The 23777-nt window shown below is 62.3% G+C and carries 24 protein-coding genes; 11 read left to right on the top strand and 13 right to left on the bottom strand.

Translation table 11 applies throughout. From position 1 onward, the window contains the following. The 6 genes from ugpE to FJ953_RS28785 form a co-directional block, all read right to left on the bottom strand. Positions 1-849 (bottom strand): sn-glycerol-3-phosphate ABC transporter permease UgpE, encoded by an 849-nt coding sequence (gene ugpE, locus FJ953_RS28815; protein WP_140625578.1) that lies wholly within the window; start codon positions 847-849, stop codon positions 1-3. Positions 850-857: 8 nt separating this feature from the next. Further along, complete coding sequence (gene ugpA / locus FJ953_RS28810) at positions 858-1742, bottom strand: sn-glycerol-3-phosphate ABC transporter permease UgpA (protein WP_140625577.1); 885 nt, start codon at positions 1740-1742, stop codon at positions 858-860. A 239-nt stretch (positions 1743-1981) separates the two neighbouring features. Continuing rightward, entirely contained in the window at positions 1982-3286 is a 1305-nt protein-coding gene (gene ugpB / locus FJ953_RS28800; RefSeq protein WP_140625576.1) for a sn-glycerol-3-phosphate ABC transporter substrate-binding protein UgpB, read from the bottom strand. A 395-nt stretch (positions 3287-3681) separates the two neighbouring features. Then, positions 3682-4806 (bottom strand): ATP-binding protein, encoded by a 1125-nt coding sequence (locus FJ953_RS28795; protein WP_140525435.1) that lies wholly within the window; start codon positions 4804-4806, stop codon positions 3682-3684. Next, entirely contained in the window at positions 4803-6296 is a 1494-nt protein-coding gene (kaiC, locus tag FJ953_RS28790) for a circadian clock protein KaiC (RefSeq protein WP_140500803.1), read from the bottom strand. The genes FJ953_RS28795 and kaiC overlap by 4 nt, the downstream gene beginning before the upstream one ends. Continuing rightward, positions 6280-6603 carry a circadian clock KaiB family protein gene (locus tag FJ953_RS28785; RefSeq protein ID WP_140500802.1) on the bottom strand — a complete coding sequence of 108 codons (324 nt, stop codon included), beginning with the start codon at positions 6601-6603 and terminating at the stop codon, positions 6280-6282. Before FJ953_RS28785 ends, kaiC begins: the two co-directional genes overlap by 17 nt. 261 nt (positions 6604-6864) lie before the next feature. Here FJ953_RS28785 and FJ953_RS28780 point away from each other — a divergent pair, with 261 nt between their 5' ends. Further along, positions 6865-7623 carry a Crp/Fnr family transcriptional regulator gene (locus FJ953_RS28780; RefSeq protein WP_140513873.1) on the top strand — a complete coding sequence of 253 codons (759 nt, stop codon included), beginning with the start codon at positions 6865-6867 and terminating at the stop codon, positions 7621-7623. Between the two features lie 191 nt (positions 7624-7814). On the opposite strand, the gene FJ953_RS28775 is transcribed toward FJ953_RS28780, so the two are convergent. Further along, a complete protein-coding gene (locus tag FJ953_RS28775) occupies positions 7815-8495 on the bottom strand; it encodes a TlpA disulfide reductase family protein (RefSeq protein ID WP_140625575.1) in 681 nt (226 codons plus the stop codon). A 36-nt stretch (positions 8496-8531) separates the two neighbouring features. Between FJ953_RS28775 and argH the strand changes: the two genes are divergently transcribed. The 3 genes from argH (at position 8532) to lysA (ending at position 11616) form a co-directional block, all read left to right on the top strand. Continuing rightward, on the top strand, positions 8532-9932 hold the full coding sequence (gene argH / locus FJ953_RS28770; protein ID WP_140625574.1) for an argininosuccinate lyase: 1401 nt from the start codon (positions 8532-8534) through the stop codon (positions 9930-9932). Between the two features lie 140 nt (positions 9933-10072). Next, positions 10073-10279: a lipoprotein gene (locus FJ953_RS28765; RefSeq protein WP_140500798.1), complete on the top strand. Its 207-nt coding sequence runs from the start codon at positions 10073-10075 to the stop codon at positions 10277-10279. Positions 10280-10347: 68 nt separating this feature from the next. After that, a complete protein-coding gene (gene lysA, locus FJ953_RS28760; RefSeq protein WP_140625573.1) occupies positions 10348-11616 on the top strand; it encodes a diaminopimelate decarboxylase in 1269 nt (422 codons plus the stop codon). A 19-nt stretch (positions 11617-11635) separates the two neighbouring features. Here lysA and FJ953_RS28755 read toward each other — a convergent pair whose 3' ends face one another. Next, entirely contained in the window at positions 11636-11938 is a 303-nt protein-coding gene (locus FJ953_RS28755; RefSeq protein ID WP_140625572.1) for a metalloregulator ArsR/SmtB family transcription factor, read from the bottom strand. A 50-nt stretch (positions 11939-11988) separates the two neighbouring features. On the opposite strand from FJ953_RS28755, the gene FJ953_RS28750 reads away from it, so the two are divergent. The 3 genes from FJ953_RS28750 (at position 11989) to FJ953_RS28740 (ending at position 16056) form a co-directional block, all read left to right on the top strand. After that, complete coding sequence (locus tag FJ953_RS28750; RefSeq protein WP_140625571.1) at positions 11989-12930, top strand: threonine/serine dehydratase; 942 nt, start codon at positions 11989-11991, stop codon at positions 12928-12930. Positions 12931-13048: 118 nt separating this feature from the next. Next, positions 13049-15643: a TIGR02302 family protein gene (locus tag FJ953_RS28745; protein ID WP_140625570.1), complete on the top strand. Its 2595-nt coding sequence runs from the start codon at positions 13049-13051 to the stop codon at positions 15641-15643. 41 nt (positions 15644-15684) lie between these two features. Continuing rightward, the gene (locus FJ953_RS28740) at positions 15685-16056 is read left to right on the top strand and encodes a glyoxalase superfamily protein (protein ID WP_140625569.1); all 372 of its coding nucleotides are present in this window, start codon (positions 15685-15687) and stop codon (positions 16054-16056) included. Here FJ953_RS28740 and FJ953_RS28735 read toward each other — a convergent pair. Next, entirely contained in the window at positions 16035-16916 is an 882-nt protein-coding gene (locus tag FJ953_RS28735) for a LysR family transcriptional regulator (protein ID WP_140525428.1), read from the bottom strand. The genes FJ953_RS28740 and FJ953_RS28735 overlap by 22 nt on opposite strands. A 222-nt stretch (positions 16917-17138) precedes the next feature. Here FJ953_RS28735 and FJ953_RS28730 point away from each other — a divergent pair, with 222 nt between their 5' ends. Beyond that, positions 17139-18080 (top strand): DMT family transporter, encoded by a 942-nt coding sequence (locus FJ953_RS28730; protein ID WP_181165387.1) that lies wholly within the window; start codon positions 17139-17141, stop codon positions 18078-18080. On the opposite strand, the gene FJ953_RS28725 is transcribed toward FJ953_RS28730, so the two are convergent. The 3 genes from FJ953_RS28725 to FJ953_RS28715 all read right to left on the bottom strand — a co-directional run bounded on the left by FJ953_RS28725 (position 18081) and on the right by FJ953_RS28715 (position 19835). After that, the gene (locus FJ953_RS28725) at positions 18081-18452 is read right to left on the bottom strand and encodes a response regulator (protein ID WP_181165388.1); all 372 of its coding nucleotides are present in this window, start codon (positions 18450-18452) and stop codon (positions 18081-18083) included. It abuts the gene before it with no gap. Positions 18453-18561: 109 nt separating this feature from the next. After that, positions 18562-19104, bottom strand: a complete 543-nt coding sequence (gene hpt, locus FJ953_RS28720) for a hypoxanthine phosphoribosyltransferase (protein WP_140525426.1) — start codon at positions 19102-19104, stop codon at positions 18562-18564. Between the two features lie 89 nt (positions 19105-19193). Then, positions 19194-19835, bottom strand: coding sequence for a hypothetical protein (locus FJ953_RS28715; protein WP_140525425.1), 642 nt, complete (start codon positions 19833-19835; stop codon positions 19194-19196). Between the two features lie 301 nt (positions 19836-20136). Between FJ953_RS28715 and ftsE the strand changes: the two genes are divergently transcribed. The 3 genes from ftsE (at position 20137) to FJ953_RS28700 (ending at position 22588) form a co-directional block, all read left to right on the top strand. Then, positions 20137-20796, top strand: a complete 660-nt coding sequence (gene ftsE, locus FJ953_RS28710) for a cell division ATP-binding protein FtsE (protein WP_027023302.1) — start codon at positions 20137-20139, stop codon at positions 20794-20796. Further along, positions 20789-21775, top strand: coding sequence for an ABC transporter permease (locus FJ953_RS28705; protein WP_140513883.1), 987 nt, complete (start codon positions 20789-20791; stop codon positions 21773-21775). Before ftsE ends, FJ953_RS28705 begins: the two co-directional genes overlap by 8 nt. 99 nt (positions 21776-21874) lie before the next feature. Continuing rightward, positions 21875-22588 (top strand): YdcF family protein, encoded by a 714-nt coding sequence (locus FJ953_RS28700; RefSeq protein ID WP_140513884.1) that lies wholly within the window; start codon positions 21875-21877, stop codon positions 22586-22588. A 41-nt stretch (positions 22589-22629) separates the two neighbouring features. On the opposite strand, the gene FJ953_RS28695 is transcribed toward FJ953_RS28700, so the two are convergent. Continuing rightward, complete coding sequence (locus tag FJ953_RS28695) at positions 22630-23631, bottom strand: DUF4062 domain-containing protein (protein WP_246674928.1); 1002 nt, start codon at positions 23629-23631, stop codon at positions 22630-22632. Positions 23632-23777 lie beyond the last annotated feature (146 nt).

The raw sequence follows: 23777 nt of genomic DNA, 5'->3' as shown, positions 1-23777 counted from the left end.
TCACTTTTCGGTGTCGACCAGTCCGCGCACGAACCAGCGCTGCATCAGCACCACAACCAGGATTGGCGGCAAGATTGCCAGGATCGCCGTGACCATGACCAAATGCCATTGGGTGTCGGCATCGGCGAAGGAGACCATCTTCTTCAGTGCGATGACGATGGTGTTCATATCGTTGCTGTTGGTGACCAGCAGCGGCCACAGATACTGCGTCCAGCCGTAGATGAAAAGAATGACGAACAGCGCCGCGATATTGGTGCGCGACAATGGCAACAGGATATCGAAAAAGAACCGCCATGGACCGGCGCCGTCGACGCGCGCCGCCTCGACCAACTCGCCCGGGATGGTCATGAAGAACTGGCGGAACAACAACGTTGCGGTGGCCGAGGCGATCAGCGGGATGATCAGTCCGGCATAAGTGTCGATCATACCGAGGTCGACCATTACCTTGTAGGTCGGCAGGATGCGCACCTCGACGGGAAGCATCAGGGTGATGAAGATCAGCCAGAAGAAAGTCATGCGCAGCGGAAAACGGAAGAAGACGATCGCATAGGCCGACAGGATCGAGATGAATATCTTTCCGACCGCGACGCCGAGCGCCATGATCGTGGAGTTGAGGAGCAGCCGGCCGACGCCGAGCCCGCCGATGCGGCCGACGCCGCCGAACAGCGCCTCGCCGTAATTGTTCCAGAACTCGCTGCCCGGCCGGAAAGGCAGTGGCGGCCTAAGGATGGTTTGCAGCGTGTGCGTCGAGGCAACGAAAGTGTAGTAGATCGGAAAGGCCACGATCAGTATGCCGAGGATGAGCACGGCATGTGCAAGGAAAATGCGAAACGGGGATTGACCGATCATCGCGCTCCTCAGCCGTAATGAACCTTGCGTTCCACGTAGCGGAACTGGATGGCGGTGAGCGCGATGACGATGACCATCAGGATGACCGACTGCGCCGCCGAATCGCCGAGGATCAGATTGACGAAGCCGTCATTGTAGACCTTGTAGACCAGTGTCTCGGTGGCCTTGCCCGGCCCGCCGCCGGTGACGGCGTGAACGATGCCGAACGTGTCGAACAGGGCATAGACGGTGTTGACGACCAAAAGGAAAAACGTCGTCGGCGCCAAAAGCGGGAAGACGATGGTCCAGAAGCGCTTGGTTTCGCCGGCGCCGTCGATCGCCGCCGCCTCGATCAGCGTTTTCGGCACCGCCTGCAGCCCGGCGACGAAGAACAGGAAATTATAGCTGATCTGCTTCCAGGCGGCCGCCGCCACCAGAAGGATCATGGCGTCGGTGCCGTTGAGCAGCGGATCCCAGGCGACACCCAAACGTCTCAGCAGATAAGACAGCGAGCCGATCGATGGATTGAACAGGAACAGCCACAGCATGCCTGCAATCGCCGGCGCCACCGCGTAGGGCCAGATCATCAGCGTGCGGTAGAGGCCTTTGCCGCGCACCACCTTTTCCGTCATCACGGCAAGGAGCAGCGCCACGCCCATGGCAACGATCACGGTCGCGAGCGAAAACACCACTGTGACCTTGATCGAGTTGAGATAGGCCGGGTCGGCAAGCACCTTGCGGAAATTGGCAAACCAGACGAACCTGCTCCTCAGCCCGAACGGATCCTGCCTCAGCATCGACTGGTAGAGCGCCTGCCCGGCCGGCCAGTAGAAGAACACCAGCGTGATGGCAAGTTGCGGCGCCACCAGGAGGTATGGCAAGACTTTGTTGGGAAAGACGACGCGCGGGGTCAATGCGCCGCTCCGGCGTGGAAAGCCGAGCGGCACTCTACGGCGCTCACCGCTGCCCTGCCGGGCATCTCCCCCTCTTGGAGGAAGATTGGCAGTTCCTGCGGCAGCTGCCATTCTCCAGCTTTGACAATCGCCGAAAACGGTCGCGACAGCCAGTCTCCCCCCTTCAGGGGGAGATGCCCGGCAGGGCAGAGGGGGGCCTCGTAGAGCAAGGACTATAACTCGATAGGTTCGGACGCGCCCTAATTCCCCAGCGCTTCCTTGATCGCCGCGTTGCCACGCGTGACCGCATTGTCGAGCGCCTGCTGGACGGTTTCCTGGCCGGCAAGCATCTTTTCGAACTCCTCGTTCTGGATGTCGCGCACCTGCGGCAAGTTCGGCAACCGCACGCCCTTCGAATTGTCGGTCGGCGCCTTGCCCGTCATCTGCAGGATCGGCGTCTCGCGACCGGGATTCTTGTCGTAGAAGCCGGACTTTTTCGTCGCCTCATAGGCGGCGAGCGTCACCGGCAGGTATCCCGATTTCTGGTGCAGATATTCCTGCACATCGGTCTTGGACAGATAGGCGAAGAAAGCCGCGACGCCTTTGTACTCCTCGTCGGACTTGCCGCCGAAGACCCAAAGGCTGGCACCGCCCGGCGTCGTGTTCTGCGGCGCGCCCTTGGCGTCGCTGTCATAGGGCAACTGGCCAATGCCGTAGTTCATGCCCGACTTGACGATGTCGCCTAGGCCGCCCGAGGATTCGGTGAAGATGCCGCATTCGCCGGCGAGGAATATCTGCTTGGCTTCGGAGGTGCGCCCGCCATATTTGAAGGTGCCGTCCTTGGCCAGATCGGCGAGCGCCTGGAAATGTTTGACGAAGATCGGCGAGTTGATCTTGAGTTCGACATCACCGCCGGCCAGGCCATTCTGCTGCGTGGCCCACGGCACATCGTTCCACGCCGCGAAGTTTTCCAGGTGTATCCAGGTCAGCCAGGTCGAGGTGTAGCCGCAAGCGGCGGCGCCGCTCGCCTTGATCTTTTTGGCATCCTCCCACACCTCGTTCCAGGTCTTGGGTGGGTTGTTCACATCGAGCCCCGCCTTCTGGAAGATGTCCTTGTTGTAGTAGAGGATCGGCGAGGAGGAGTTGTAGGGGAAGGACAGCATGGTGCCGTCCGGCGTCGAATAATAACCGACGATGCCTGGCAGATACTGGCTCTTGTCAAAGTCCATCCCGGCGCCGGTCAGCACCTCGGCCACTGGCTTGATCGCGTCCCGGGCCGCCATCATCACGCCGGTGCCGACATCGAACACCTGGATGATGTCAGGCGACTGGCCGGCGCGATAGGCGGCGATGCCGGCATTCAGCGTTTCGGGATAGGTGCCCTTGAAAACCGGAACAATCTGATAGTCGCCCTGGCTGGCGTTGAAATCCTTGGAAATCTTGTCGACGACCTCTGCGTTGGCGCCGGTCATGGCGTGCCACCAGCTGATCTGCGTGACGGCGAAGGCGGAGGTTGTGGAAAGCAGGGTCACGGCGACACCGGCCGCGAAGCCAAAGAACTTCATGTTTCGTCTCCCGTTCTCATTGCTTGTCATTGGCGAAAGGGGCACTCCCGCAATGGCACTATGTGTCGTTCGCGCGCAGCGGACAACGGTTTTGTTGCGGGCAGGCGCACTTCATGTCCGGCTAAAGTAGCGTTCACTTCCGGATGAAAGTGACCCGGAAAAGGATTGCATAGCGGCTTGCTGCTTGAATGATGTACCAGGGACCTGTCTCGAGACGGTCAGCGACCTCACCGACGGACGGCGTCTAACAGCACATGACAACACTGACATGACAACGCTGAAAAAGGCGTCGGTTTAATGCTCGGTCGATGCGTGGAAATTCCCGTCCCGCGCTCAGCCTGACGGATTTGACATCGGCCAATCAGTCTGCTGGCCGGGAATGGGTCTGCCGCCGCTCAGTTCTGCTGCCGCTCGGTTCCAGAAGCGCGCGGCAAGTAGAGATGCAGGCTTGTTCCCTGACCGATTTCGCTATCGATTCGGACATGCCCACCGGATTGCTTGATGAAGCCGTAAACTTGGCTTAGCCCGAGTCCCGTACCCTGCCCTTCCGATTTTGTTGTGAAGAATGGTTCGAAAACGCGCGCCAGGGTGTCCTTGCTCATTCCACAGCCGGTATCGCGTACAGTCACGCGAACAAATGAAGCCGCCGCTGAACGCAAATCCTCCAGATCATTTGGAAAATTGCTGGTCTCAATCGTGAGAGTGCCATTGCCTTTCATTGCATCTCTGGCGTTCACGGCAAGGTTAAGAACGGCGATGTCGAGCTGGTTGGCATCGATAAGGATAGGGTCCAAGGCTGGATCCAGATTGCATTGTACCCGGATGCCGCTCCCCAACGTCCGTTCCAGCAGCGTCGTCAGCCCCTTGATACGTTCATTGAGATCAATCTGTTCCGGGACCAGGGATTGGCGTCGCGAAAAGGCAAGCAGTTGCTGTGTTAGCGCTCCTCCATTTTCGATCCGCCTGAACATCTCCTCGACCAGCAGAGCGACTTTCTCATCCGCAGGATCTTTAGCGATCTGTTTCTCCAGAAGCCGAAGGCCAGACCCGAAAACGGCGAGTAGGTTGTTGAAGTCATGGACAATGCCAGCTGCGAGGCGTCCAATGGCCTCGAGCTTTTGTGACTGGCGTGCGTTTTCTTCTCTTGATCGCTGGGCCGAGACATCGCGCAGGCTGGCAAGCAATGCGGGCCTGCTGTCCCAGGTAACCTCGACCGTACGCATTTCCACTTCTGCCGGCTTGCGGCCGGAACGGTGAACGGTGATCTCGGCGATCTCTCCGGAGACGACCGGACGGCCGAGCGGAACGTGGAGGAGTTCGTCAAGCGGCTGTCCAAAAATTACGGCTGCCGCAGGATTGGCATAGAGCACTGTTCCGTCCAAATCGACCACCAGCATCCCGTCGGCGGTATTTTCGATCAACTGGCGAAAGCTGAGCTGGCTGATGCCAGCCGGAGATGTATCTCCGGGCGATTCCAGCATTTCGGCGGCGTTTTGCGCCGTATTCAAGGCGCTCTTCATGTCGACGTGTTGTCCACGGCGGAGTCGCCGAACACATCAGGCGCGCTGTCAAAGGGCTTTCCAAGATGCATACCGCCACTGTCGATGGTGAAGCGCCGTATCTGTTTGTCGTGTTCGCTGCCGCGCATTTTCAGCACCATCATGCCGCGATGCATGAATTCTTCCTGCTGAATGTAGCGCAACAGAATGATCGAATCGGTGAGTGTGGAAATATGCTGCTCGCTAGCGCTCTGGCCTCCGACAAGCGATTTGTTGGTAGCGGTGCAAAGGCCGGCAATTTCGCGCTTCTTTATGAAGGAGGTGACGCTGATCAAGAACTCACGAAACCCGGTTTCTGGCGCGATGCGTTCCAATGCCGACAAGCTGTCGATTGCCATGCGATCGGGTTTGAACTCCGCCACCAGTTCGCGGATCATCAGAAGGTGATCCGGCAAACTCTGCGCTTCCGGATAAAGGCAGACTACCTTCAGGCGACCATCCGCCTCCATCGCTTCGAAATCGACGCCCCAGCTACGCGCGTTGCGGAAAAGCTGGCCGCGGCTCTCCTCATAGCCGACGAGCAAGGCGCGTTCGCCCGCAGCCACTCCGCCCGCCAGAAAGTTGGTGACAAGTAGAGTCTTTCCGGTGCCTGTGGCTCCACTGACAAGGGTTACGCTGTCGCGAAAGAACCCGCCGCTGCACATTTTGTCGAGTTCGGAATTACCACTGGTGACCCGTTTCGTGCTTGATTGCTGCTCCAGGCGCAACGATGACAGAGGCACAGCTACGATGCCCTGTTCGGCGACCAGCGTTATGGGCACTTCGCCCTCAACGTGACGGCTGCCGCGCATTTTCAGGACTTCTATGGTCCGCCGACGGCGCTCGCGATCAAGGGCATTGCGAAGGATCACGACATTGTCTGCGACGAACTCCTCTATTCGGTGACGGGAGATTTCACCATATTCACTGTTGCGTTCCGCGGTCATAAGGACCGTCAGCCCTTCTTTCTTCAGCGCGGTCGCAATACGTAGAAGTTCGCGGCGCACTGCCGTCTGCTCGGCTACGAAATGATCGAAAAGTTGGGTAACCGAATCGAGCACGATGCGCTTTGCCCCGGCGCTTCGGCTCGCGTGCAGAATGCGGGTCAGAAGACCGGCGAGGTCGAAATCGCCCACAACCACCTGGTCCTGATCGCGCGGGCTCGCATCGACGAAAACAAGCTTGTCCGCCGCTCGCCAGCCGCGGATGTCCCAGCCGAAGCTCGCCATGTTCACCTCGATCTCGGTTGGCGACTCCTCGAAGGTGACGAAGACACCGGCCTCATTGAGACCGGTGATGCCATGCGCCAGGAACTGCGTGGCGAATACGGTCTTGCCGCTACCGGGCGTGCCGCCCACGATGGTGGTGCGTCCGCGCGGCAAGCCACCCATCACCAAGTCGTCAAAAGCTTCGATCCCTGTATTGACGCGTTCAAGAACCGGGTCGATAGAGATCTCATCCGTCGCGGTCATGAATATCATCCTTCTTGCGAAAACCGAAATAGTCCAGAACCTGAGCGATATTGCTGATGTCGCCCACCAGACGGCGCGGGGGATCGGCGGATTCGTCGGAGAGCGTCGGCGTTGCTAGTATCCCTGCTCGCTCCGCCTCATGAGGATGTTCCAGGATATCGAAGATCTGGATTTCAATGGATGCGCTCATCTCCTCGATTATCTTCAGGCGGCTTTCCAGTGCCCGACGAGCACCGGGCGTGTCTCCGGCGATGTAGAGCCGGAGAAGGGGATGGGCCCCTGAAGCGGGCGGTTGTTCCGGGTTCATATCTCACGCTGGTTGCACGGGTTCAGTATCGACGTGCTCTACGCGACACGCCAGCAATTCAACCGCAGGGCTTTGTTGTCCGCCTTGGGCGATCTTCTAGCATTTCGCCTGGAGCCGACGCGCCACAGCTCGCGCTCGATGGGGTCTGGATCAGCACCCCTGTCACTTCTTAGACATTCGCGCTTTGCGCGTCTGCGCACTAGTGGACATTTCTCCGGTTATTGGGATATGGGCCGCAAGCGATCGTTCGGAGGAGTGTAAATGGAAGCCCGCGCCCACATAGACTCCGGCATGATCGGCAACAATCTTCTGCGGGCACTCACCGCGGCAGATTGGGCAATCCTCGAGCCTTGGCTGGATGAGTGGTCGGCCCCCACCGGAACACTGCTTTATGAACCTGGTGACACGGTTCGCCATGCATACTTCCCGAGAGGTCCCAGCCTGATTTCCTATCTCGTCGTGCTGAGCGACGGGCGTGCGATCGAGACGGCTCTGGTCGGGCGAGAAGGGGCAATTGGCGGAGTTGTCAGCCAAGGCAGGCTCCCAGCTTACGCTCGCGCTGAAGTACAATTGGGAGGTTCGTTCTTCCGCATCGACCTGCTTAACCTTGAAGAGGCGAAGTCCAGGTCGTCGACGCTACGGAATCTGTTCGCGCGGTACGCGGACTGCCTGATGGCGCAGATGTTCCAGTCCGTCGCCTGCAATGCCGCGCATTCGATCGAGCAACGGACAGCGAAATGGCTGCTGGCCGCCATTGATCGGACGGGCACTCCCGATCTGGCGCTGACACAAGAACAGCTCGCCGTAATGCTCGGAGTCGGCCGGAGCTATTTGAGCCGCGTCATACGCGATCTGAAAGAACACGGTCTCATTGAGACCCATCGTGCCCGGATCGTCGTTCGCAAGGTCGACGGCCTGCGGTGGCTTGCTTGCGAGTGCAATGCGGCGGTCAGTCATCACTTCGACGAAGTATTGAAGGGCGTCTATCCCCTGCCGACCAACGGCTCGTCTGGCCGATAGCACAAACGGCTCGCCATATATGTCCTTAAGGTGAGTCCCTGGACGCCGAGGCTTGGACTACTATCTCGGCAAGCCGGCGCCGATCCAGGCATTCGACGAATTGACCGGGTCGGCTCAGGCCGCCGCGGATGGGCTGGGCGGAACCGTTGCGTGGTCAAGCCGCGCTTGCGCCCAGCCTTGTCCCAGCCTCTTCAAGACCCGAGCGCGGCCTCGACAAGCCGCTTGGCGTCCGGCCCCGACCACTCGGCCGGGCCGTTCATATGGGCGATCAGGCAGCCTTCGCCGTCGATCAGCATGGTGACGGGCAGGCCGAGCGCCAGGCCGCGCGTCTTGAGCTCGTTGAACAGCGCCATCGTCGAATCCCTGTAATAGCCGAGCGCCTCGACGCCGGTGTCCTTGAGGAACTTCTTCGGCTTCACGTCGTCGCCGGCATCGACGTTGACGGCGACGACCTGGAACGCATCGCTGCCTTTCTCCTTCTGCAAGGCGTCCAGCGCCGGCATTTCGGCGCGGCATGGCGCGCACCATGTCGCCCACAGATTGAGCAGCACCGTCTTGCCGGCATGGTCGGCGATGGTCATCGGCTTGCCGTCCGGGTCGTTGAAGGCGAGGCTCTTCATCGATTGCGGCGGATCGGCTGGCAAGAGCGCCGCGACCTCGCCGGTGGCGGCTGCGGCGATCTTCTTGGCGCGTTCGCTCTTGGCGGCGCAGGCGACATCGTCCTTGCTGTCTCCGACGGCGACTTGCGACGCGGCGTTGTTGCCAGACCGGCTCTCGCTGACATATACCGCGACCGCGCCGGCCAGCGCTCCCGCCACCAGGGCGGCGAGGATCAGGCGCGGGGCCGGGAAAAATCTGTTTCCGTCTGCCATGTTCTCAAAACTGCTCCGAGCACGGGTTTTATAGCCATGAGCGACAACAAGACCAGCAACCAGATGTGGGGCGGACGATTTGCCTCGGGTCCGGCCGCGATCATGGAAGCAATCAACGCATCGATCTCGTTCGACCGCAAACTCTATGCGCAGGACATCAGAGGTTCGATCGCCCATAGCGCGATGCTGGCGCAAACGGGCATTATTTCGGCGGCCGATCAAGAGAAAATCGCTCACGGCCTGAACACGATCCTGAAAGAGATCGAGGCGGGCACGTTTGAATTCTCGACCAGGCTGGAAGACATCCACATGAACGTCGAGGCCCGCCTCGCCGAGCTGATCGGTCCGGCCGCCGGCCGGCTGCACACGGCCCGCTCTCGCAACGACCAGGTTGCAGTGGACCTCCGGCTCTGGGTCAAGGACGAGTGCTTTCGCGTCGCCGAGGCCTTGAAGGGTCTCATCAGTGCGTTGCTGGAGCGGGCCGAGCAGCACGCCGCGACGGTGATGCCGGGCTTCACCCATATGCAGGCGGCGCAGCCGGTGACATTCGGCCACCACTGCATGGCCTATGTCGAGATGTTTTCGCGCGACCTGTCGCGGGTGCGCGACGCCATCGAACGCATGGACGAGAGCCCGCTCGGTGCAGCAGCCCTTGCCGGCACCAGCTTTCCGATCGACCGCCACCAGACCGCCAGTGCGCTCGGCTTCCGCGAGCCCATGCGCAATTCGCTGGACAGCGTCTCGGACCGCGATTTCGCGCTGGAATTCCTGGGACTGGCGGCCATATGCGCCACGCATCTGTCGCGGCTGGCGGAAGAAATCATCATCTGGTCAACGCCGCAATTCGGCTTCATCAGGCTGTCGGACAGCTTCTCCACCGGCTCCTCGATCATGCCGCAGAAGAAGAACCCCGACGCCGCCGAACTGGTGCGCGGCAAGACCGGGCGCGTCACCGGCCATCTGGTCGGCCTGCTGACGGTGATGAAGGGCATGCCTTTGACCTATGGCAAGGACATGCAGGAAGACAAGGAATCGGTGTTCGATGCCGCCGAGACGCTCGACCTGATGCTGGCGGCGATGACCGGCATGGTCTCCGATATGACGGTGAACGCGGCGGCGATGAAGAAGGCTGCCGGCTCCGGCCACGCAACCGCGACCGACCTTGCCGACTGGCTGGTGCGCACACTCGGCCTGCCGTTCCGGGAAGCGCATCATGTCACGGGACGGGCGGTGGCGCTGGCCGAAGAGAAGAAGCTGAGCCTGGAGAAGCTTGCGCTGGAAGACTTGCAGTCGATCCACCCCGGCATCACGAAGGACATTTTTTCGGTGCTGGCCGTGCAGAACTCTGTGAAGAGCCGCACCTCCTTCGGCGGCACCGCACCGTCGGAAGTCAGGAAGCAGATCCGCTACTGGAAAAAGCGGCTGGCCAAGGCGTGATGCCGGACATTGCGGCCAGCCATATCCCGGATATTGCAACCGCCAATATCCACGATATTGCAACGGCAATATCCAGGGTGCAATGCGCCGAGAACTCGGCTAAAAGCAGCGGCGGAAAAAAGTTTCGGACGGATGGATCGATGACCGGAAGCAGGATTTTGGTGACACTGACGCTGCTTGCGGCGGTTGCCGCCGTTACGGCTTGCGGCAGAAGGTCCGGTCTCGACACGCCTTACGAGGCGGCCGTGCAGGCGCGCAAGGACGCCGAGAAGGCACACCAACCCGTGCCGCCGGAACCGGAAAAACCGGTCGCGGACAAGAAGTTCATTCTCGACCCGCTGCTCTAGAGCCGGTCAGAGCGGTTTAGAGTGCTAAACCCGCTCCTACCCTGCTCCAACTTTTCGGAACCACTCTCGTGAACCATTTCGACTACCGCGACGGCGTGCTTCATGCCGAGGACGTGGCGATATCGGACATCGCCGCAACCGTCGGCACGCCATTCTACTGCTATTCGACGGCCACGCTGACCAGGCACTACCACGTCTTCGTCCAGGCATTTGCCGGGCTCGATGCACTGGTCTGCTACGCCATGAAGGCGAATTCCAATCAGGCGGTGCTCAAAACCCTGGCCAGGCTCGGCGCCGGAGCCGACGTGGTGTCGGAAGGCGAGTTGCGGCGCGCGCTGGCAGCCGGCATCCCGGCCAGCAAGATCCTGTTCTCCGGCGTCGGCAAGACCGCGCGTGAGATGGACTTTGCGCTGGCAGCCGGCATCCTGTGCTTCAACGTCGAATCCGAGCCCGAACTCGAACTGCTCTCGTCGCGCGCCGTTGCCCTGGGCAAGGTGGCGCCGGTCTCGCTGCGCATCAATCCGGATGTCGACGCCAGGACGCACAAGAAGATCTCGACAGGCAAAGCCGAGAACAAGTTCGGCATCCCATGGCAGAAGGCGCGTCAGGTCTATGCGCGCGCGGCTGAATTGCCGGGCATCAAGGTCACCGGCATCGACACCCATATCGGCAGCCAGATCACCGAGTTGCAACCCTTCGACGATGCCTTCGCGCTTTTGGTGGAACTGGTCGGCGCGCTGTGCGCCGACGGCCATGCCATCGAGCATGTCGATCTCGGCGGCGGTCTCGGCATTCCCTACCGCGTCGACAACAACCCGCCACCGCTCCCCGACGCCTATGCGCAGATCGTCCGCAAGCACGTCACCAAGCTCGGCTTGAAGGTGATGTTCGAGCCGGGCCGGCTGATCGTTGGCAATGCCGGTATCCTCGTCTCGCAAGTGATCTTCGCCAAAGAAGGCGATGCCAAGAATTTCCTCGTCGTCGACGCCGCCATGAACGACCTGATCCGGCCGACGCTCTACGACGCTTTCCACGACATAAGACCGGTGGTGCTGCCGCCCGCCGACGCGCCGCGCATGACGGTCGATATCGTCGGCCCGGTCTGCGAGACCGGCGACTATCTCGGCCTCGACCGCGACCTGCCAAGGCTCAAGTCCGGCGACCTGATCGCCATCGCCACCGCCGGCGCCTATGGCGCGGTACAGGCGGGCACCTACAACACCCGCCTGCTGGTACCGGAGGTGCTGGTCGACGGCGATCGTTTCCACGTCGTGCGCCCGCGCCAGACTTATGACGAACTGATCGGCCTGGATTCGATCCCCGACTGGCTTGCATAGAAGCCAAACGACGGCGGTCCTACAGTCGGTTCTGGATCAGCGCTCTCGCCTCGGCGATCCTGCCCTCGTCGCGGCGATAGAATGTCCATTGCTTGATGCGCTTGGCCCGTAACAGCCCTGCCTGCGTGAGCACACGCATGTGCTCGCTGAGCGTCGCCTGGGTAATGCCGAGCTTTTCGGCGATCAGCAGCGCACAGACGCCGTCCTCGACCAGATCGCCATCCGCCTGGGCCGGGAAATGCGCGCGCGGATCCTTCAGCCAGTCGAGGATCCGGAGCCTTCGTTCGTTGGCGATCGCCTTGAACACATCAACCTCTTGCATTTAGCCATTTTGCCAAGTTACTAATTGCTGTCAATCCCAAGGAGATGGCCATGACCGAGGGCAGCACCATAACGCGCGAACGCATCGCGGCGATGGAACCGCGCATCCGTCGCTATGTGCGCCACACGCCGGTGCTGCGCGTCGACATGGCCGACTTCAACCGGCCGCCGCTGGCGGTCGATCTCAAACTCGAATGCCTGCAGCATTCCGGTTCGTTCAAGGCGCGCGGCGCGTTCACCAATCTTCTCGAGCGGCAGGTCCCCGGGGCCGGTGTCGTCGCCGCCTCGGGCGGCAATCATGGAGCGGCGGTGGCGTATGCCGCCATGCGTCTCGGCCACAGGGCGACCATCTTCGTTCCGGAGGTGAGCCCGCCGGCCAAGCTGGAGCGCATTCGCAGCTACGGCGCCGAGCTGGTCGTCGGCGGCGCCCGCTATGCCGAGGCGCTGGCCGCCAGCGAACGTTTCGCCGAGCAAACCGGCGCCTTGCAGATCCACGCTTTCAACCAGGAGGAAACGCTTATCGGGCAAGGCACGCTCGGGCTGGAAATCGAGAACGACCTGCCTGAGATCGACACTTTGCTGGTCGCCGTGGGCGGCGGCGGCCTGATCGGCGGCATCGCCGCCTGGTTCGCCGGCCGTATCCGCATCGTCGCCGTAGAACCCGAGGGCGCGCCGACACTCTATCGCGCCCTCGAGGCCGGCCATCCGGTCGATGCGCCGGCCGAGGGCATCGCCGCCGATTCCCTGGCGCCCAAACGCGTCGGCGAGATGATGTTCCCGATCGCCGAGGCCTTCGTGGAACGCTCCATCCTGGTCAGCGACGACGACATCGTCGTCGCCCAGAAGGCGCTGTGGGACCGGGTGCGGATCATCTCGGAACCCGGTGGCGCCGCGGCGTTCGGCGCCATCCTGTCCGGCCGCTATGCGCCGGCACCCGGCGAACGGCTCGCCGTCCTGGTCTGCGGCGCGAACGCAAACCCGGCGAAATTCTGATCGCTGCGCCTTTCTCTCCTTCACGTTTTTCAGGAACTGCCTCGCCTTCGCCGCGTTTGCTGGGTATTCTTCGAGTCGTGAGGTTCGGGCCATCCCGCCCGCTCCCGTGGAAGGGCCGATGACGGAACGACCGATCTTCAGCAGCGATCGCGGTCTCGCCGGGCGCCTGGCGCTCAGCCGGCTGGCGACGCGGGTGTCGATGATGGTCGAACGGGGCTGGCCGCTCCTGCTGCCGCTTCTCGTCGTCGCCAGCCTGTTTCTCAGCATTTCCTGGCTAGGGCTTTTCCCGCGCCTGCCCGATGCCGCGCGCATCGGGCTGGTCGCCGCCTTCGGCGTCGCGACACTGGCCGCGCTCTACCCGCTACGCTTTTTCCGCATGCCGGGCGGCGCCGAGATCGACCGCCGCATCGAGGCGGCCAACCATTTGCTGCACCACCCCGTCCAGACCCAGACGGACCGGCCGAGTGGTCGCGAAAGCAGCTTCTCGCAGGCGCTGTGGCGCGAGCACCAGAAGCGCATGGCCGACAGGCTCGACAGCCTCGGCGCCGACGTGCCGCGCACGCGCGTGCCGGAACGCGATCCCTGGGGGTTGCGTGCCGTGGCGGCGCTTCTGCTGGTCACCGCCTTCGCTTTTTCCTTCGGACCGACCGGTGGCCGGATAGCCGACGCGTTCCGCGCCCAGGACGCGCATGACGCCGTGCCGCCGCGCATCGATGCATGGGTGACGCCGCCCGTTTATACCGGCAAGCCGCCGATCTTCCTGACCGCAGACGCCAACCAGGCGGCGCCGGCTTTCCACGTTCCCGAAGGCAGTGATGTTTCGCTGCGCGTCACCGGCGGCTCGGGCGAGGAGACGCTTGCCTATGCCGACAAGAATGGCAATGCCCGCGCCATCGATCCCGCCGACCCGCAGACGGCCGCGGCCAAGCCGGCGGCAAGCCCGGCAGCGCAGTCCAAAGTGCGCCAGTTCATCGGCAAGCTGACGAGCGATGGCACGCTGACGCTGAAGTCGGGCGAGGACCAACTCGGCCGTTGGGCCTTCGCGGTGATCCCGGACAAGCCGCCGCAGATCCGTTTCGTCGGCGAGCCGAAGCGCGCTGTCAACGGCGCTTTCGAGCTCAACTACCAGATCGACGACGATTATGGCGCCGCCAACGCCAAGGCCGTGTTCGCGCTCGCCGATCCGCAGGCTCCCGATGCGCGTCCGCTCTACGGTCCGCCTGACATGCCGCTGACGCTACCGCGCCGCGGCGGCAAGGCGAATGCCGCCAGGACCTCGAAGGACCTGACCGAACACGTCTGGGCTGGCGCCGAGATCAAGCTGACGCTGGTCGCCACCGACGATGCCGGGCATACGGCGAGCAGCGAAACCAAGACGTTGGTGATGCCGGAGCGGCCGTTCTCCAATCCGCTGGCGCGGGCCGTTATCGAGCAGCGCCGCCTGCTGGCGCTCGACGCCAACGCCAAGCCGCGCGTGCTCGACCTGATGGATGCGATCACGCTGCGGCCCGAGGACACGTTCGACAACATGTCCCACTACCTCGCCATCATGAGCGCGCGCAGCCGGTTGAAGATGGCCGACAGCGACGACCAGTTGCGCAACGAGGTCTCCTATCTCTGGGAAATCGCGCTCGGCATCGAGGAGGGCAATCTCTCGGCTGCCGAGAAGCGGCTGCGCCAGGCGCAGCAGGCGTTGCAGGATGCTATCAAGAACGGCGCCAGCGACGCGGAGATCGAAAAGGCGATGAAGGAACTGCGCGAGGCGATGAACCAGTTCCTGCAGGAATTCGCCGAGCGCGCCAAGCAGAATCCCAACGCCCCGCAGATGCAGCAGAACGGCCAGGAACTACGCCAGAGCGACATCGACCGCATGATGGACCAGATCGAGAACCTGGCGAAGTCCGGCGATCGCGACAAGGCGCAGCAATTGCTGTCGCAGCTGCAGGACATGATGAACAACCTCCAGGCCGGCCGCCAGCAGCAGGCTGGCCAGCAGGACAGCCAGATGCGCCAGCAGATGGACAAGCTCGGCGACATCCTGCGGCGCCAGCAGGAGATGATGAACGACACCTTCCGCATGGACCAGATGCAACGCGGCGAGCGCCAGCGCGGCCAGAACCGCGATGAACAGCTCGGCGAAGGCGGCGGCGAGGATCAGGACAGACCGGGCGCAGGCGAGAACCGCGATCCGCTCGCCGGGCAAAAGCCGATGACGCCGCAGGAATTCGCCGATGCGCTGAAGCAGTTGCAGGAAGGCCAAGGCCAGCTGAAGAACGACCTTGAGCAGTTGAAGAAGGGGCTCGAGGGCATGGGCATGGAGCCCAATGAAGGCTTTGGCGAGGCCGGCAAATCAATGGGCAATGCCGAGCAGGCCCTGGGCGATGGTGAAGGTGATCAGGCCGTTGGCCACCAGGGGCGCGCGCTGGAGGCGCTGCGCAAGGGCGCCAAGGACATGATGAAGCAGATGCAGGCGATGCAGGGCGACGAAGGCGGCAGCCAGGAAGGCGGTCGCCAGCAGAACGCCGATCGCGATCCGCTCGGCCGGCCGCGTGCCAGCCAGGGTCCCGATTTCGGCGATTCGGTGAAGGTGCCGGACGAGATCGACGTGCAGCGCGCCCGCCAGATCCTGGAAGCGATCCGCAAGCGGCTCGGCAATGCGCTCAGCCCCGATATCGAGCGCAGCTATCTGGAACGGCTGCTGGAACTGAAATAGGGATCGCCGCCGCGGCATCCGCTGGGAGCGGCTGCAACATCATGCCCAAACTCGGCACAGTGACGCCCATCCTGCGCATCTTCGACATTGCCAAGGCCCACGAGTTTTACGTCGGCTTCCTCGGCTTCCAGGTGCTGTGGGAGCACCGCTTTGACGACAACGCGCCGCTTTACATGGCGGTCGGCCGTGACGGCTGCATCCTGCATCTGAGCGAACACCATGGCGACGGCGCGCCCGGCATCGCCATGCGCATCAAGGTCGAGGACATCGCCGCCCTGCATCGCGAACTGATCGGCAGAGCATACCGTTTCGCCAGGCCGGGCCTGGAAAAGACGCCGTGGAAGACCCGCGAGGTGTCGGTTGCCGATCCGTTCGGCAACCGGCTGCATTTCTACGAGGATGCGGCCGGCTGAGTCTGCCTGTTGACGAACGCCTCGCGGATCGCCTCTTGCATGCCGTCGATCGCCTCGCCCGACGCATTCGGGTTGCGATGCATCACCACATTCGAGGAATCGATGTCGCCGAAACCGTCGGCGGACGTCAACTCGCGGCAGCCGTCCGGAATGTTGCTGCGCGAAATCGGTGCGATCGCCAGTCCCGAGGTGACGGCAAGCTTCAGGCCGCCGGTCGTGTCGCTGGTGTAGGCGACACGATAGCCGAGCCCGCGCTGCTCGAGCGATTTGATGGCGAAATCCTTGCACCAGCCGGCCCGGTTATAGAGAGCGATCGGCACCGGACGCTCCTCATGCATGTTATGCAGGATCGATGTCACCCACACCGTCGGATCATGCATCAGCACTTCGCCGCCTGAAGGATCCTGCCATTCGAACACCACGCAAAGATCGAGTTCGCCGGCGGCAAGCGCCGCTATCTGCGCCCCCGAATGGGCATAGCGCACGGTGACCTCGACCTTGGTGTGACGCTTCGAGAACGCGCCGAGCGCGCGCGACAGGATGGCATGGCCGTATTCTTCCGGAATGCCGATCCGCACCGGCCCGCCGAGCGGCGCCGCCGCCATCGACGCGGCCGTCTCGTCGAGCAGCGAGACGATGCGGCGGGCATTGACAATCAGCTCGCCGCCGCGCCGCGTCAGCGCCACGCCGCGCGACCCGCGCTCGAACAGGCTGTCGCCGATGACGCTTTCGAGCTTCTTCATCTGCATCGAAACCGCCGATTGGGTGCGGCCGGCCTGCTCGGCCGCCTTGGTGAAATTGCCTGCTTCGACAATGGCCACGAAGGTGCGCAGGAGATCGCTGTCGAGAGTGGGCCGCATCCCGTCCGCCATAAGGAATTTTGATTGCTGGTATCATTCCAATTCGTTTGCAACATGTCAAACACGGGATGATAGTTGGTTCACCCATTGGATATGTGGCTGAGGATTCGGCCACGGACCAATCAACAGTCCTCACTCATGCCCGCTGCCCGAAACGGTGGCGGGTTCTTTTTAGCTTGCTGCAAGCTTGCTTGCGTCCTGGTACGGGAGCTTGGGATCCTTATGCGCAATCGGATGGTGCTCGGCATGCTGAGCCTGTGCCTGGGCGTGTTGGTCTTCTCGTTGCAGGACCCGCTGGTCAAGGCGGTGTCGGGCGGCTACCCCGTGACCGAGGTGATGGCCATCCGCGCGGTCGTCGCCCTGCCGATCCTGATCGTGCTCGTCCATGCCGATGTCGGGCTGCGTGCGATCCTGTCGCGGCGGTTCGGCATGCTGACCATGCGCGCCTTCATTCAGTTCACCTCCTACACCATGTACTACCTCGCCATCGCCGCCTTGCCCCTGGCCGATGCCGTGGCGCTCTATTTCATGGCCCCGCTCTGCATCATGGTGCTGGCCGGGCCCTATCTTGGCGAACGGGTCTCCTGGCAGACGCTGGCGACCGTGTTGATCGGGCTGCTTGGCGTCGTCGTGATGCTGCGCCCGGGTGCGGGACTGTTCGACTGGGCGGCGCTGCTGTCGCTGGGCTCCGCGGTGCTCTACGGCTTCTCGCAACTGATGGCGCGTAAGATCGGCGACACCGAATCTTCGACTGTGATGGCTTTCTACCAGAACGGTGCCTATCTCGCCGGCGCCGCACTGGTCGCAAGCCTGTTCTGGCTTGCCGGCATCAATCATGCCGCCCATCCCAGCCTGGAATTCCTGGTGCGGCCCTGGCTGTGGCCGACGCTGCCGGATTTCCTCAAGATGGCCGCCTGCGGCTTCGTCGCCTCCGCCGGCATGATCTTGCTGTCGCAGGCCTACCGGATGGCGCCGGCAAACCGCGTCGCCACCTTCGAATACACAGGCATCCTGTGGTCGCCGCTGTGGGGTTTTCTGTTCTTCGCCGAAGTGCCGCGGTCGACGACCGTGATCGGCGCCGCCCTTATCATCGGCGCCGGCCTGCTTGCGCTCAACACCGGACGGCGCAAGCTCCCCGTACTCGTCGCTGCCGATCCCGCCTGATCAGGCGAAAATGCTCAGCGCCCGTTCGACGCGTGAACGGATTTCGGCCAGCGTGAACGGCTTCTGCACGACGTCGAGGATGATGCCGTTCAGTTCCTCGGCGCGCTCGCGCTGATCGGCATAGCCGGTCATCAGCAGGATCTTCATCGACGGGAAAAATGCCGAAGCTGCAATCGCCATCTCGATGCCGTCCATCTCGGGCATGCGGATGTCGGAGACGACGAGATCATAGGCGCCCTTCGCGGCGCGTATCAGCGCCAGTCCTTGCGCGCCGTCGGCGGCGATGTCGATTGCGTGTCCGGCGCGTTCGAGCGCCCGGGCTGCGAGGGTGCGGACGGACTCATCGTCCTCAACGATCAGAAGCTTTGCCATGGCCGGCATGTTTGGCGAGCAAACGTTGACTTTTTCTGAAGGGCCCGGCGCTCCGGCATAGGTTATTTTCTTGAAGCCGTTAAGGCCTTTTTCAGTATTTGCCGCTGCCTCACGCATCGCCTTTGACGACGCCGACGAACGGCAGTTCGCGAAAGGCGTGCGCGACATCCATGCCGTAGCCGACGACGAAATAGTCGGGGCAGTCGAATCCGATATAATCGGCATTGAGGGTGGTCTGGCGGCGCATGCGCTTGTCGAGCAGCACCGCGATGGCGCAGCTTCTGGCGCCGCGTGACAGCATCAGGTCGCGGGTGAAGCTCAGCGTCTTGCCCGACTCCAGAATGTCGTCGATCAGAAGCACGTCGCGGCCGGCAACCTCGTTGTCGATGTCGCGCAGCACCCTCACCTCGCCGCTTGTGGTGCCAGCGCCGTAGCTGGAGATGAAGATGAACTCGACCTCCGGCGACAGGCCGACATCATGCATGGCGCGGATAAGGTCTGCGGCGAAGATGAACGAGCCCTTCAGCACCGAGATCACCAGAAGATCGTGATAGTCGTGCCCGGCGATCTCCTTGGCGAGTTCGAGATTGCGCCGGGCGATGGCCGACGCCGAAAACAGGACCTCGATGTCCTTGCCGCGCACAACTGGCATTCTTCGTCCCTTCAAGATTTTCAAAGGCCTTCGCGCACAGGAAGCGCTGACATCAGCCGTTTGCGGGCCGGCCTCACCTGTCGCACATGCTATTCCGCGAAGGTGACCGACACCGTCCTTACGCCGTTTCTAGGCACGTCAAGCCGGCTGGCAAAGCCGAATCTTTCACTTGGCGCCAATGAGCGGCTGGATGTCCCCAAAGTATAGCGCGTTGTGCGCCCGTCATTGCCGGTGACGCGGATCTCGAGCGGCGGCAGCGTCGCCGGACTTGCACCGTCATTGGCGGCCTCGCCGTCGACGAACAGCACGGGGTTCGCCCCAGACGCGTCCACACGTGACGTCACCCCTGAAATGCTCAACGCCGAGCCCGGTCCGCCCGCGGCGGGCGGCGCCTGGCGCACCAGTGCATGCCCGCCGGAGACCCAGAAGGCGGCAAAGGCGGCGCCGACACCGGCGATCCAGAAGATCGGACCGCCGCGCGGCGCCGGCGGCCGCACTGGCGGCGGCTCGGGCTTGCGCAGCATGTCCATGCCTTCGAGGGATGGCATGGACATCACGCGCCGCGGTGAAATGGCTTCGGCATGGGGCGCGGCCCGCGGCACCACCACATAGTCGGCATCGACGATATCCGCCGCGCCAGCGCGCAGGATACGCTCCGGCGCGGCATTTGCCGGCGGATCGGTCATGATTTCGCCGGAAACCGGGCGCGCGGTTCGATCCTCAGCCATCATGGCCCCAGCATTGCAGCACGTTCGCTTTTCGTTTCTTTTGCGTAAAGGCAAATGGTTAACGCTTCCCCACCGGAGCCCTTGTGACGAGCCGAAACAACCCGCTAATTAACCGCCGGTTAACCATGCCGGCCGATGGTCTTTTCCCAGAACAGGCCGGCTTGCCGCCGACGGATTCCGATTTCAGGTCAAATCGACCTGAAATCTGAATCCGCCTCTGAATTAGAGTGATAGAGCATGATGTCGCCCGAAAACCGCCTCACACTTTTCGGCATCACGCTCTAGGAATTTCAGGTCGCCGAAAGTGATTCGCTTCGAAAATGTCGGCCTCCGCTATGGCATGGGTCCGGAAATCCTCCGCGACATTTCCCTGCACATACCGGAGCGCTCGTTCCAGTTCCTGAGCGGGCCTTCGGGCGCCGGCAAGACGACGTTGCTGCGGCTTCTCTTCATGTCGCTGAAGCCGACGCGTGGGCTGATCACCATCTTCGGCAAGGACCGCTCGCGCATCTCGCGCGCCGAACTGCCGCATCTCAGGCGCCGCATCGGCGTGGTGTTCCAGGATTTCCGCCTGCTCGACCACATGACCACCTATGAGAATGTCGCGTTGCCCTTGCGCGTGCGCGGGCGCGAGGAAGCGAGCTACCGCACCGACGTCACCGAGCTGTTGAAATGGGTCGGGCTCGGCGAACGCATGCATGTGCTGCCGCCGGTCCTGTCGGGCGGCGAGAAGCAGCGGGCCGCGATCGCGCGCGCCCTGATCGAGCAGCCGGAGATCCTGCTGGCCGACGAGCCGACCGGCAATGTCGATCCGCCGCTGGCGCGACGCCTGCTCAGGCTCTTCATCGAACTCAACCGCCTGGGCACCGCCGTGGTGATCGCGACCCACGATCTCGGCCTGATGGAGCAGGTCGATGCGCGCCGCATGATCCTGGCCGGCGGGAGGCTTGATATCTATGACTGAGCTTTCCGCCGAACACCTCGACGCACAGGCCGACGAAGCGGCCGCGCCAAGGCCGCGCGTCCAGCGCAAGATGGCGCCCATCGTGCCGGCGCAGAACATCGCCGGCCGCGCCCTGGTGCTGGTCATCGCCATCATGACCTTCCTGTCCTGCCTGACCTTCGGCGCGGTTACCCTGGTGCGCGACACCGCCTCGGTCTGGGAAAACCAGATCTCGCGCGAGGCGACGATCCAGATCAAGCCGGTCGACGGCCTCGACATGGAGGCAGCCCTTGCCCAGGCCTCGCAGATCGCCGGCGAATTCCCCGGCGTGAAGGCGACCAGGATCATCGACCGCGAGGCCACCGCCAGATTGCTGGAGCCCTGGCTGGGTTCGGGCCTCAACATCGACGAGCTGCCGGTCCCGCGGCTGATCATCGTCACCATCGACGAGAACAACCCGCCCGATTTCGCCGCCATGCGCGCCGCGATCACGCCGAAGCTGCCAAGCGCATCGCTTGACGATCACCGCACCTGGGTCGACCGGCTGGTGGCCATGGCCCGCACCACGGTGACCATCGGTATCGCGGTGCTGGCGCTGATGCTCTCGGCGACGGTGCTGACCGTGGTGTTCGCCACGCGCGGCGCCATGGCCGGCAACGGCCACATCATCGAGGTGCTGCATTTCGTCGGCGCCGAAGCGCGTTTCATCGCCCGCGAGTTCCGCCGCCATTTCCTGATCACCGGCATGAAGGGCGCGGCCGCCGGCGGAGCCGCCGCGGTCGCCGTCTTCATCGTCTTTTCCTGGTGGTCCTCGCGCAACATGGCGACCCCGCAGGCCGACCAGGCGACTGCGCTATTCGGCAACTTCGCCATCGGCTCGGCCGGCTATCTCGGTGTCGTGCTGATGGTGCTGATTATCGGCGCGCTGACGGCTGCAACCTCGCACGCCACCGTCGTCGCCTATCTCAGCGACATCGACGTGCGCCAGCCTGAAGCATGACGACGTCGAATGACCAGGATCGATCACGCATGAAGAACCGCCGTAACGCAAATTGCGATTTTTACCTACCAAAGGCCGCATTTCGGGATTAACCATGCCATGATGGAGGTGCGGGACTCGACCAGTACCGTTGGACCGATGCCGGCGTTGGCGGCGCGTCCGCATGGACGCGGCCGGGTTTCGGCCGTGCTGCGCGTTTCTTCTTTCGCCTTGCTTGCCCTGGTCGCCCTGTTTGCCGGCGGCTTCGGCTGGTTCGCCAACACCGTCAGCCATCTGACCACCCCTGCCAACCCGGCCAGGGCCGACGCGATCATCGTGTTGACCGGCGGCCAATCGCGCCTCGATGCGGCGATGGAACTGCTGGCGTCCGGCAAGGGCGCGCGGCTTTTGATCAGCGGTGTGCATCCCTCCGCCAGCCGGCGTCAGCTTCAGGCCGCGACCGGCGGTGACATCAGGCTGTTTTCCTGCTGCGTCGACATCGATCGCGCCGCGCTCGACACGATCGGCAATGCCGAGGAAAGCGCCAAATGGGTCGAGAGCCATGCCTATGGCACGGTGATCCTCGTCACCAACAATTACCACATGCCGCGCAGCCTGCTGGAAATGGGCCGGCTGCTGCACAAGGCCAAGCTCGAACCCTATCCGGTGGTCAACAGCAATCTCGACAATGGCGGCTGGCTGACCAAGCCGCGGGCGCTGCGCGTGCTGTTCACCGAATACAATAAATATCTGCTGGCATTGGCGCGCGGCATCGTTCCGGTGAAGCCGACGCCGGACGGCATCGCGTTGGCCGAGATCGCCGCCGGCAGCTGAACCATCATTCCCCGGCGGCGCTGGCCGATTTCGGTGGGAGATTAGGTGTCGAGCATGTCCCAATCATCACCCATCACCCATCTAAGGGCCGACAGCTTTCCGTTGAGCATGCCCCACTCAAAATCGTCTTTGTAGTAATTCCGGAGCTTACGTTTACCGTATTTCTTCTCAGTGGCTTTCATGGCCGCGAGCATCCCCTTTTCAATCTCAGGGTCAATTTTCTCGCTGCCGTCTTTCAGATTTTGCTGCAAAACCAGCTTTCGATCGTACCAAACAACGTCGGCGAACTCCTCCAAGGCAGCAAAGATAGATTTGTCGCTACGTCTCAAAATCATGGGCCACTCTTCGCCGGGGTTCTCGTCGTCCGGTAGCCATTCGACCTTATCGCCTTCCTTGGTATAGCCGACGCGATGACCATTTGGCCCAACTTCACCCAGTGGCACCGGGTCAGTCATCTGCCCCTTGGTACGCCGTCTTCCCAAAAATTCATCCCGGTACTGATTGAACATCTCAGGGGTGATGTTGTGCTCCTTATGAGCAACAATGAGATCCGTAAGTTTTTTCGCTTGCTCAATCTTGGAAGGCCTAGCCATCGGCCGTCCAACTTTCATCTCACGCACCTGGCGAAGCAGGTCGCGTAAAAGGATTTGATACAGCGAGTTGAGATCGGCAAAGCTTCCGACAAGCGCGTTTTTGTATGTCTCGGCTTTAAACTCGGTAAGCTTATTGTGCTGCTCGATATCGATTTTGCCTGGGTCAATCGGGCGTTGCGAGAAATAAAGCAAGGTGGGCTTTCCAGCATCGACGAACTGGTTAATTTCCTCGACGGTGCCAGACTCCGCAACGCCCGTGTGCGTGCCGAATTTAGTCCAGAACATTCCAATGAGAACATCCGAGGATTGGACAATCTGCTCATTGATGACTTGCTGCGGCCGCATACCGGCATGAGGTGTCGTGTGGGTTTCCCATTTTACGGGCAGCAGAACTATAGATTCAGCGGCCGCATGCTGAACATTCCACTCATTGATGGCGTCGGTCGCCATCTGCCTTTCTTCGAGCAGATCAGAGGGTGAAGCAATCAGAACCCGCAATGTATGCGCTCGAAACATTCCCCTAGAGCATTTCCTATTTTGGGAGAATCGTAGGATTCCCAAAACCGGATGTTTGTGATTCAAGATGCTGGCTGGAT

Origin of the sequence: Mesorhizobium sp. B2-3-6, from assembly GCF_006442305.1 — a bacterium.
GTDB lineage: Bacteria > Pseudomonadota > Alphaproteobacteria > Rhizobiales > Rhizobiaceae > Mesorhizobium.
The sequence above is the reverse complement of the archived record's forward strand: the minus strand, read 5'-3'. Positions and strand labels throughout refer to the sequence as shown.

Excerpts from the sequence above, each read along its gene's own strand:
- ugpE (WP_140625578.1), bottom strand. The coding sequence starts at position 849 with ATGATCGGTCAATCCCCGTTTCGCATTTTCCTTGCACATGCCGTGCTC.
- ugpB (WP_140625576.1), bottom strand. The coding sequence starts at position 3,286 with ATGAAGTTCTTTGGCTTCGCGGCCGGTGTCGCCGTGACCCTGCTTTCC.
- FJ953_RS28795 (WP_140525435.1), bottom strand. The coding sequence starts at position 4,806 with ATGAAGAGCGCCTTGAATACGGCGCAAAACGCCGCCGAAATGCTGGAA.
- kaiC (WP_140500803.1), bottom strand. The coding sequence starts at position 6,296 with ATGACCGCGACGGATGAGATCTCTATCGACCCGGTTCTTGAACGCGTC.
- FJ953_RS28785 (WP_140500802.1), bottom strand. The coding sequence starts at position 6,603 with ATGAACCCGGAACAACCGCCCGCTTCAGGGGCCCATCCCCTTCTCCGG.
- FJ953_RS28780 (WP_140513873.1), top strand. The coding sequence starts at position 6,865 with ATGGAAGCCCGCGCCCACATAGACTCCGGCATGATCGGCAACAATCTT.
- FJ953_RS28775 (WP_140625575.1), bottom strand. The coding sequence starts at position 8,495 with ATGGCAGACGGAAACAGATTTTTCCCGGCCCCGCGCCTGATCCTCGCC.
- argH (WP_140625574.1), top strand. The coding sequence starts at position 8,532 with ATGAGCGACAACAAGACCAGCAACCAGATGTGGGGCGGACGATTTGCC.
- FJ953_RS28765 (WP_140500798.1), top strand. The coding sequence starts at position 10,073 with ATGACCGGAAGCAGGATTTTGGTGACACTGACGCTGCTTGCGGCGGTT.
- FJ953_RS28755 (WP_140625572.1), bottom strand. The coding sequence starts at position 11,938 with ATGCAAGAGGTTGATGTGTTCAAGGCGATCGCCAACGAACGAAGGCTC.
- FJ953_RS28750 (WP_140625571.1), top strand. The coding sequence starts at position 11,989 with ATGACCGAGGGCAGCACCATAACGCGCGAACGCATCGCGGCGATGGAA.
- FJ953_RS28745 (WP_140625570.1), top strand. The coding sequence starts at position 13,049 with ATGACGGAACGACCGATCTTCAGCAGCGATCGCGGTCTCGCCGGGCGC.
- FJ953_RS28740 (WP_140625569.1), top strand. The coding sequence starts at position 15,685 with ATGCCCAAACTCGGCACAGTGACGCCCATCCTGCGCATCTTCGACATT.
- FJ953_RS28735 (WP_140525428.1), bottom strand. The coding sequence starts at position 16,916 with ATGCGGCCCACTCTCGACAGCGATCTCCTGCGCACCTTCGTGGCCATT.
- FJ953_RS28730 (WP_181165387.1), top strand. The coding sequence starts at position 17,139 with ATGCGCAATCGGATGGTGCTCGGCATGCTGAGCCTGTGCCTGGGCGTG.
- FJ953_RS28725 (WP_181165388.1), bottom strand. The coding sequence starts at position 18,452 with ATGGCAAAGCTTCTGATCGTTGAGGACGATGAGTCCGTCCGCACCCTC.
- hpt (WP_140525426.1), bottom strand. The coding sequence starts at position 19,104 with ATGCCAGTTGTGCGCGGCAAGGACATCGAGGTCCTGTTTTCGGCGTCG.
- FJ953_RS28715 (WP_140525425.1), bottom strand. The coding sequence starts at position 19,835 with ATGATGGCTGAGGATCGAACCGCGCGCCCGGTTTCCGGCGAAATCATG.
- FJ953_RS28705 (WP_140513883.1), top strand. The coding sequence starts at position 20,789 with ATGACTGAGCTTTCCGCCGAACACCTCGACGCACAGGCCGACGAAGCG.
- FJ953_RS28700 (WP_140513884.1), top strand. The coding sequence starts at position 21,875 with ATGATGGAGGTGCGGGACTCGACCAGTACCGTTGGACCGATGCCGGCG.
- FJ953_RS28695 (WP_246674928.1), bottom strand. The coding sequence starts at position 23,631 with ATGGCGACCGACGCCATCAATGAGTGGAATGTTCAGCATGCGGCCGCT.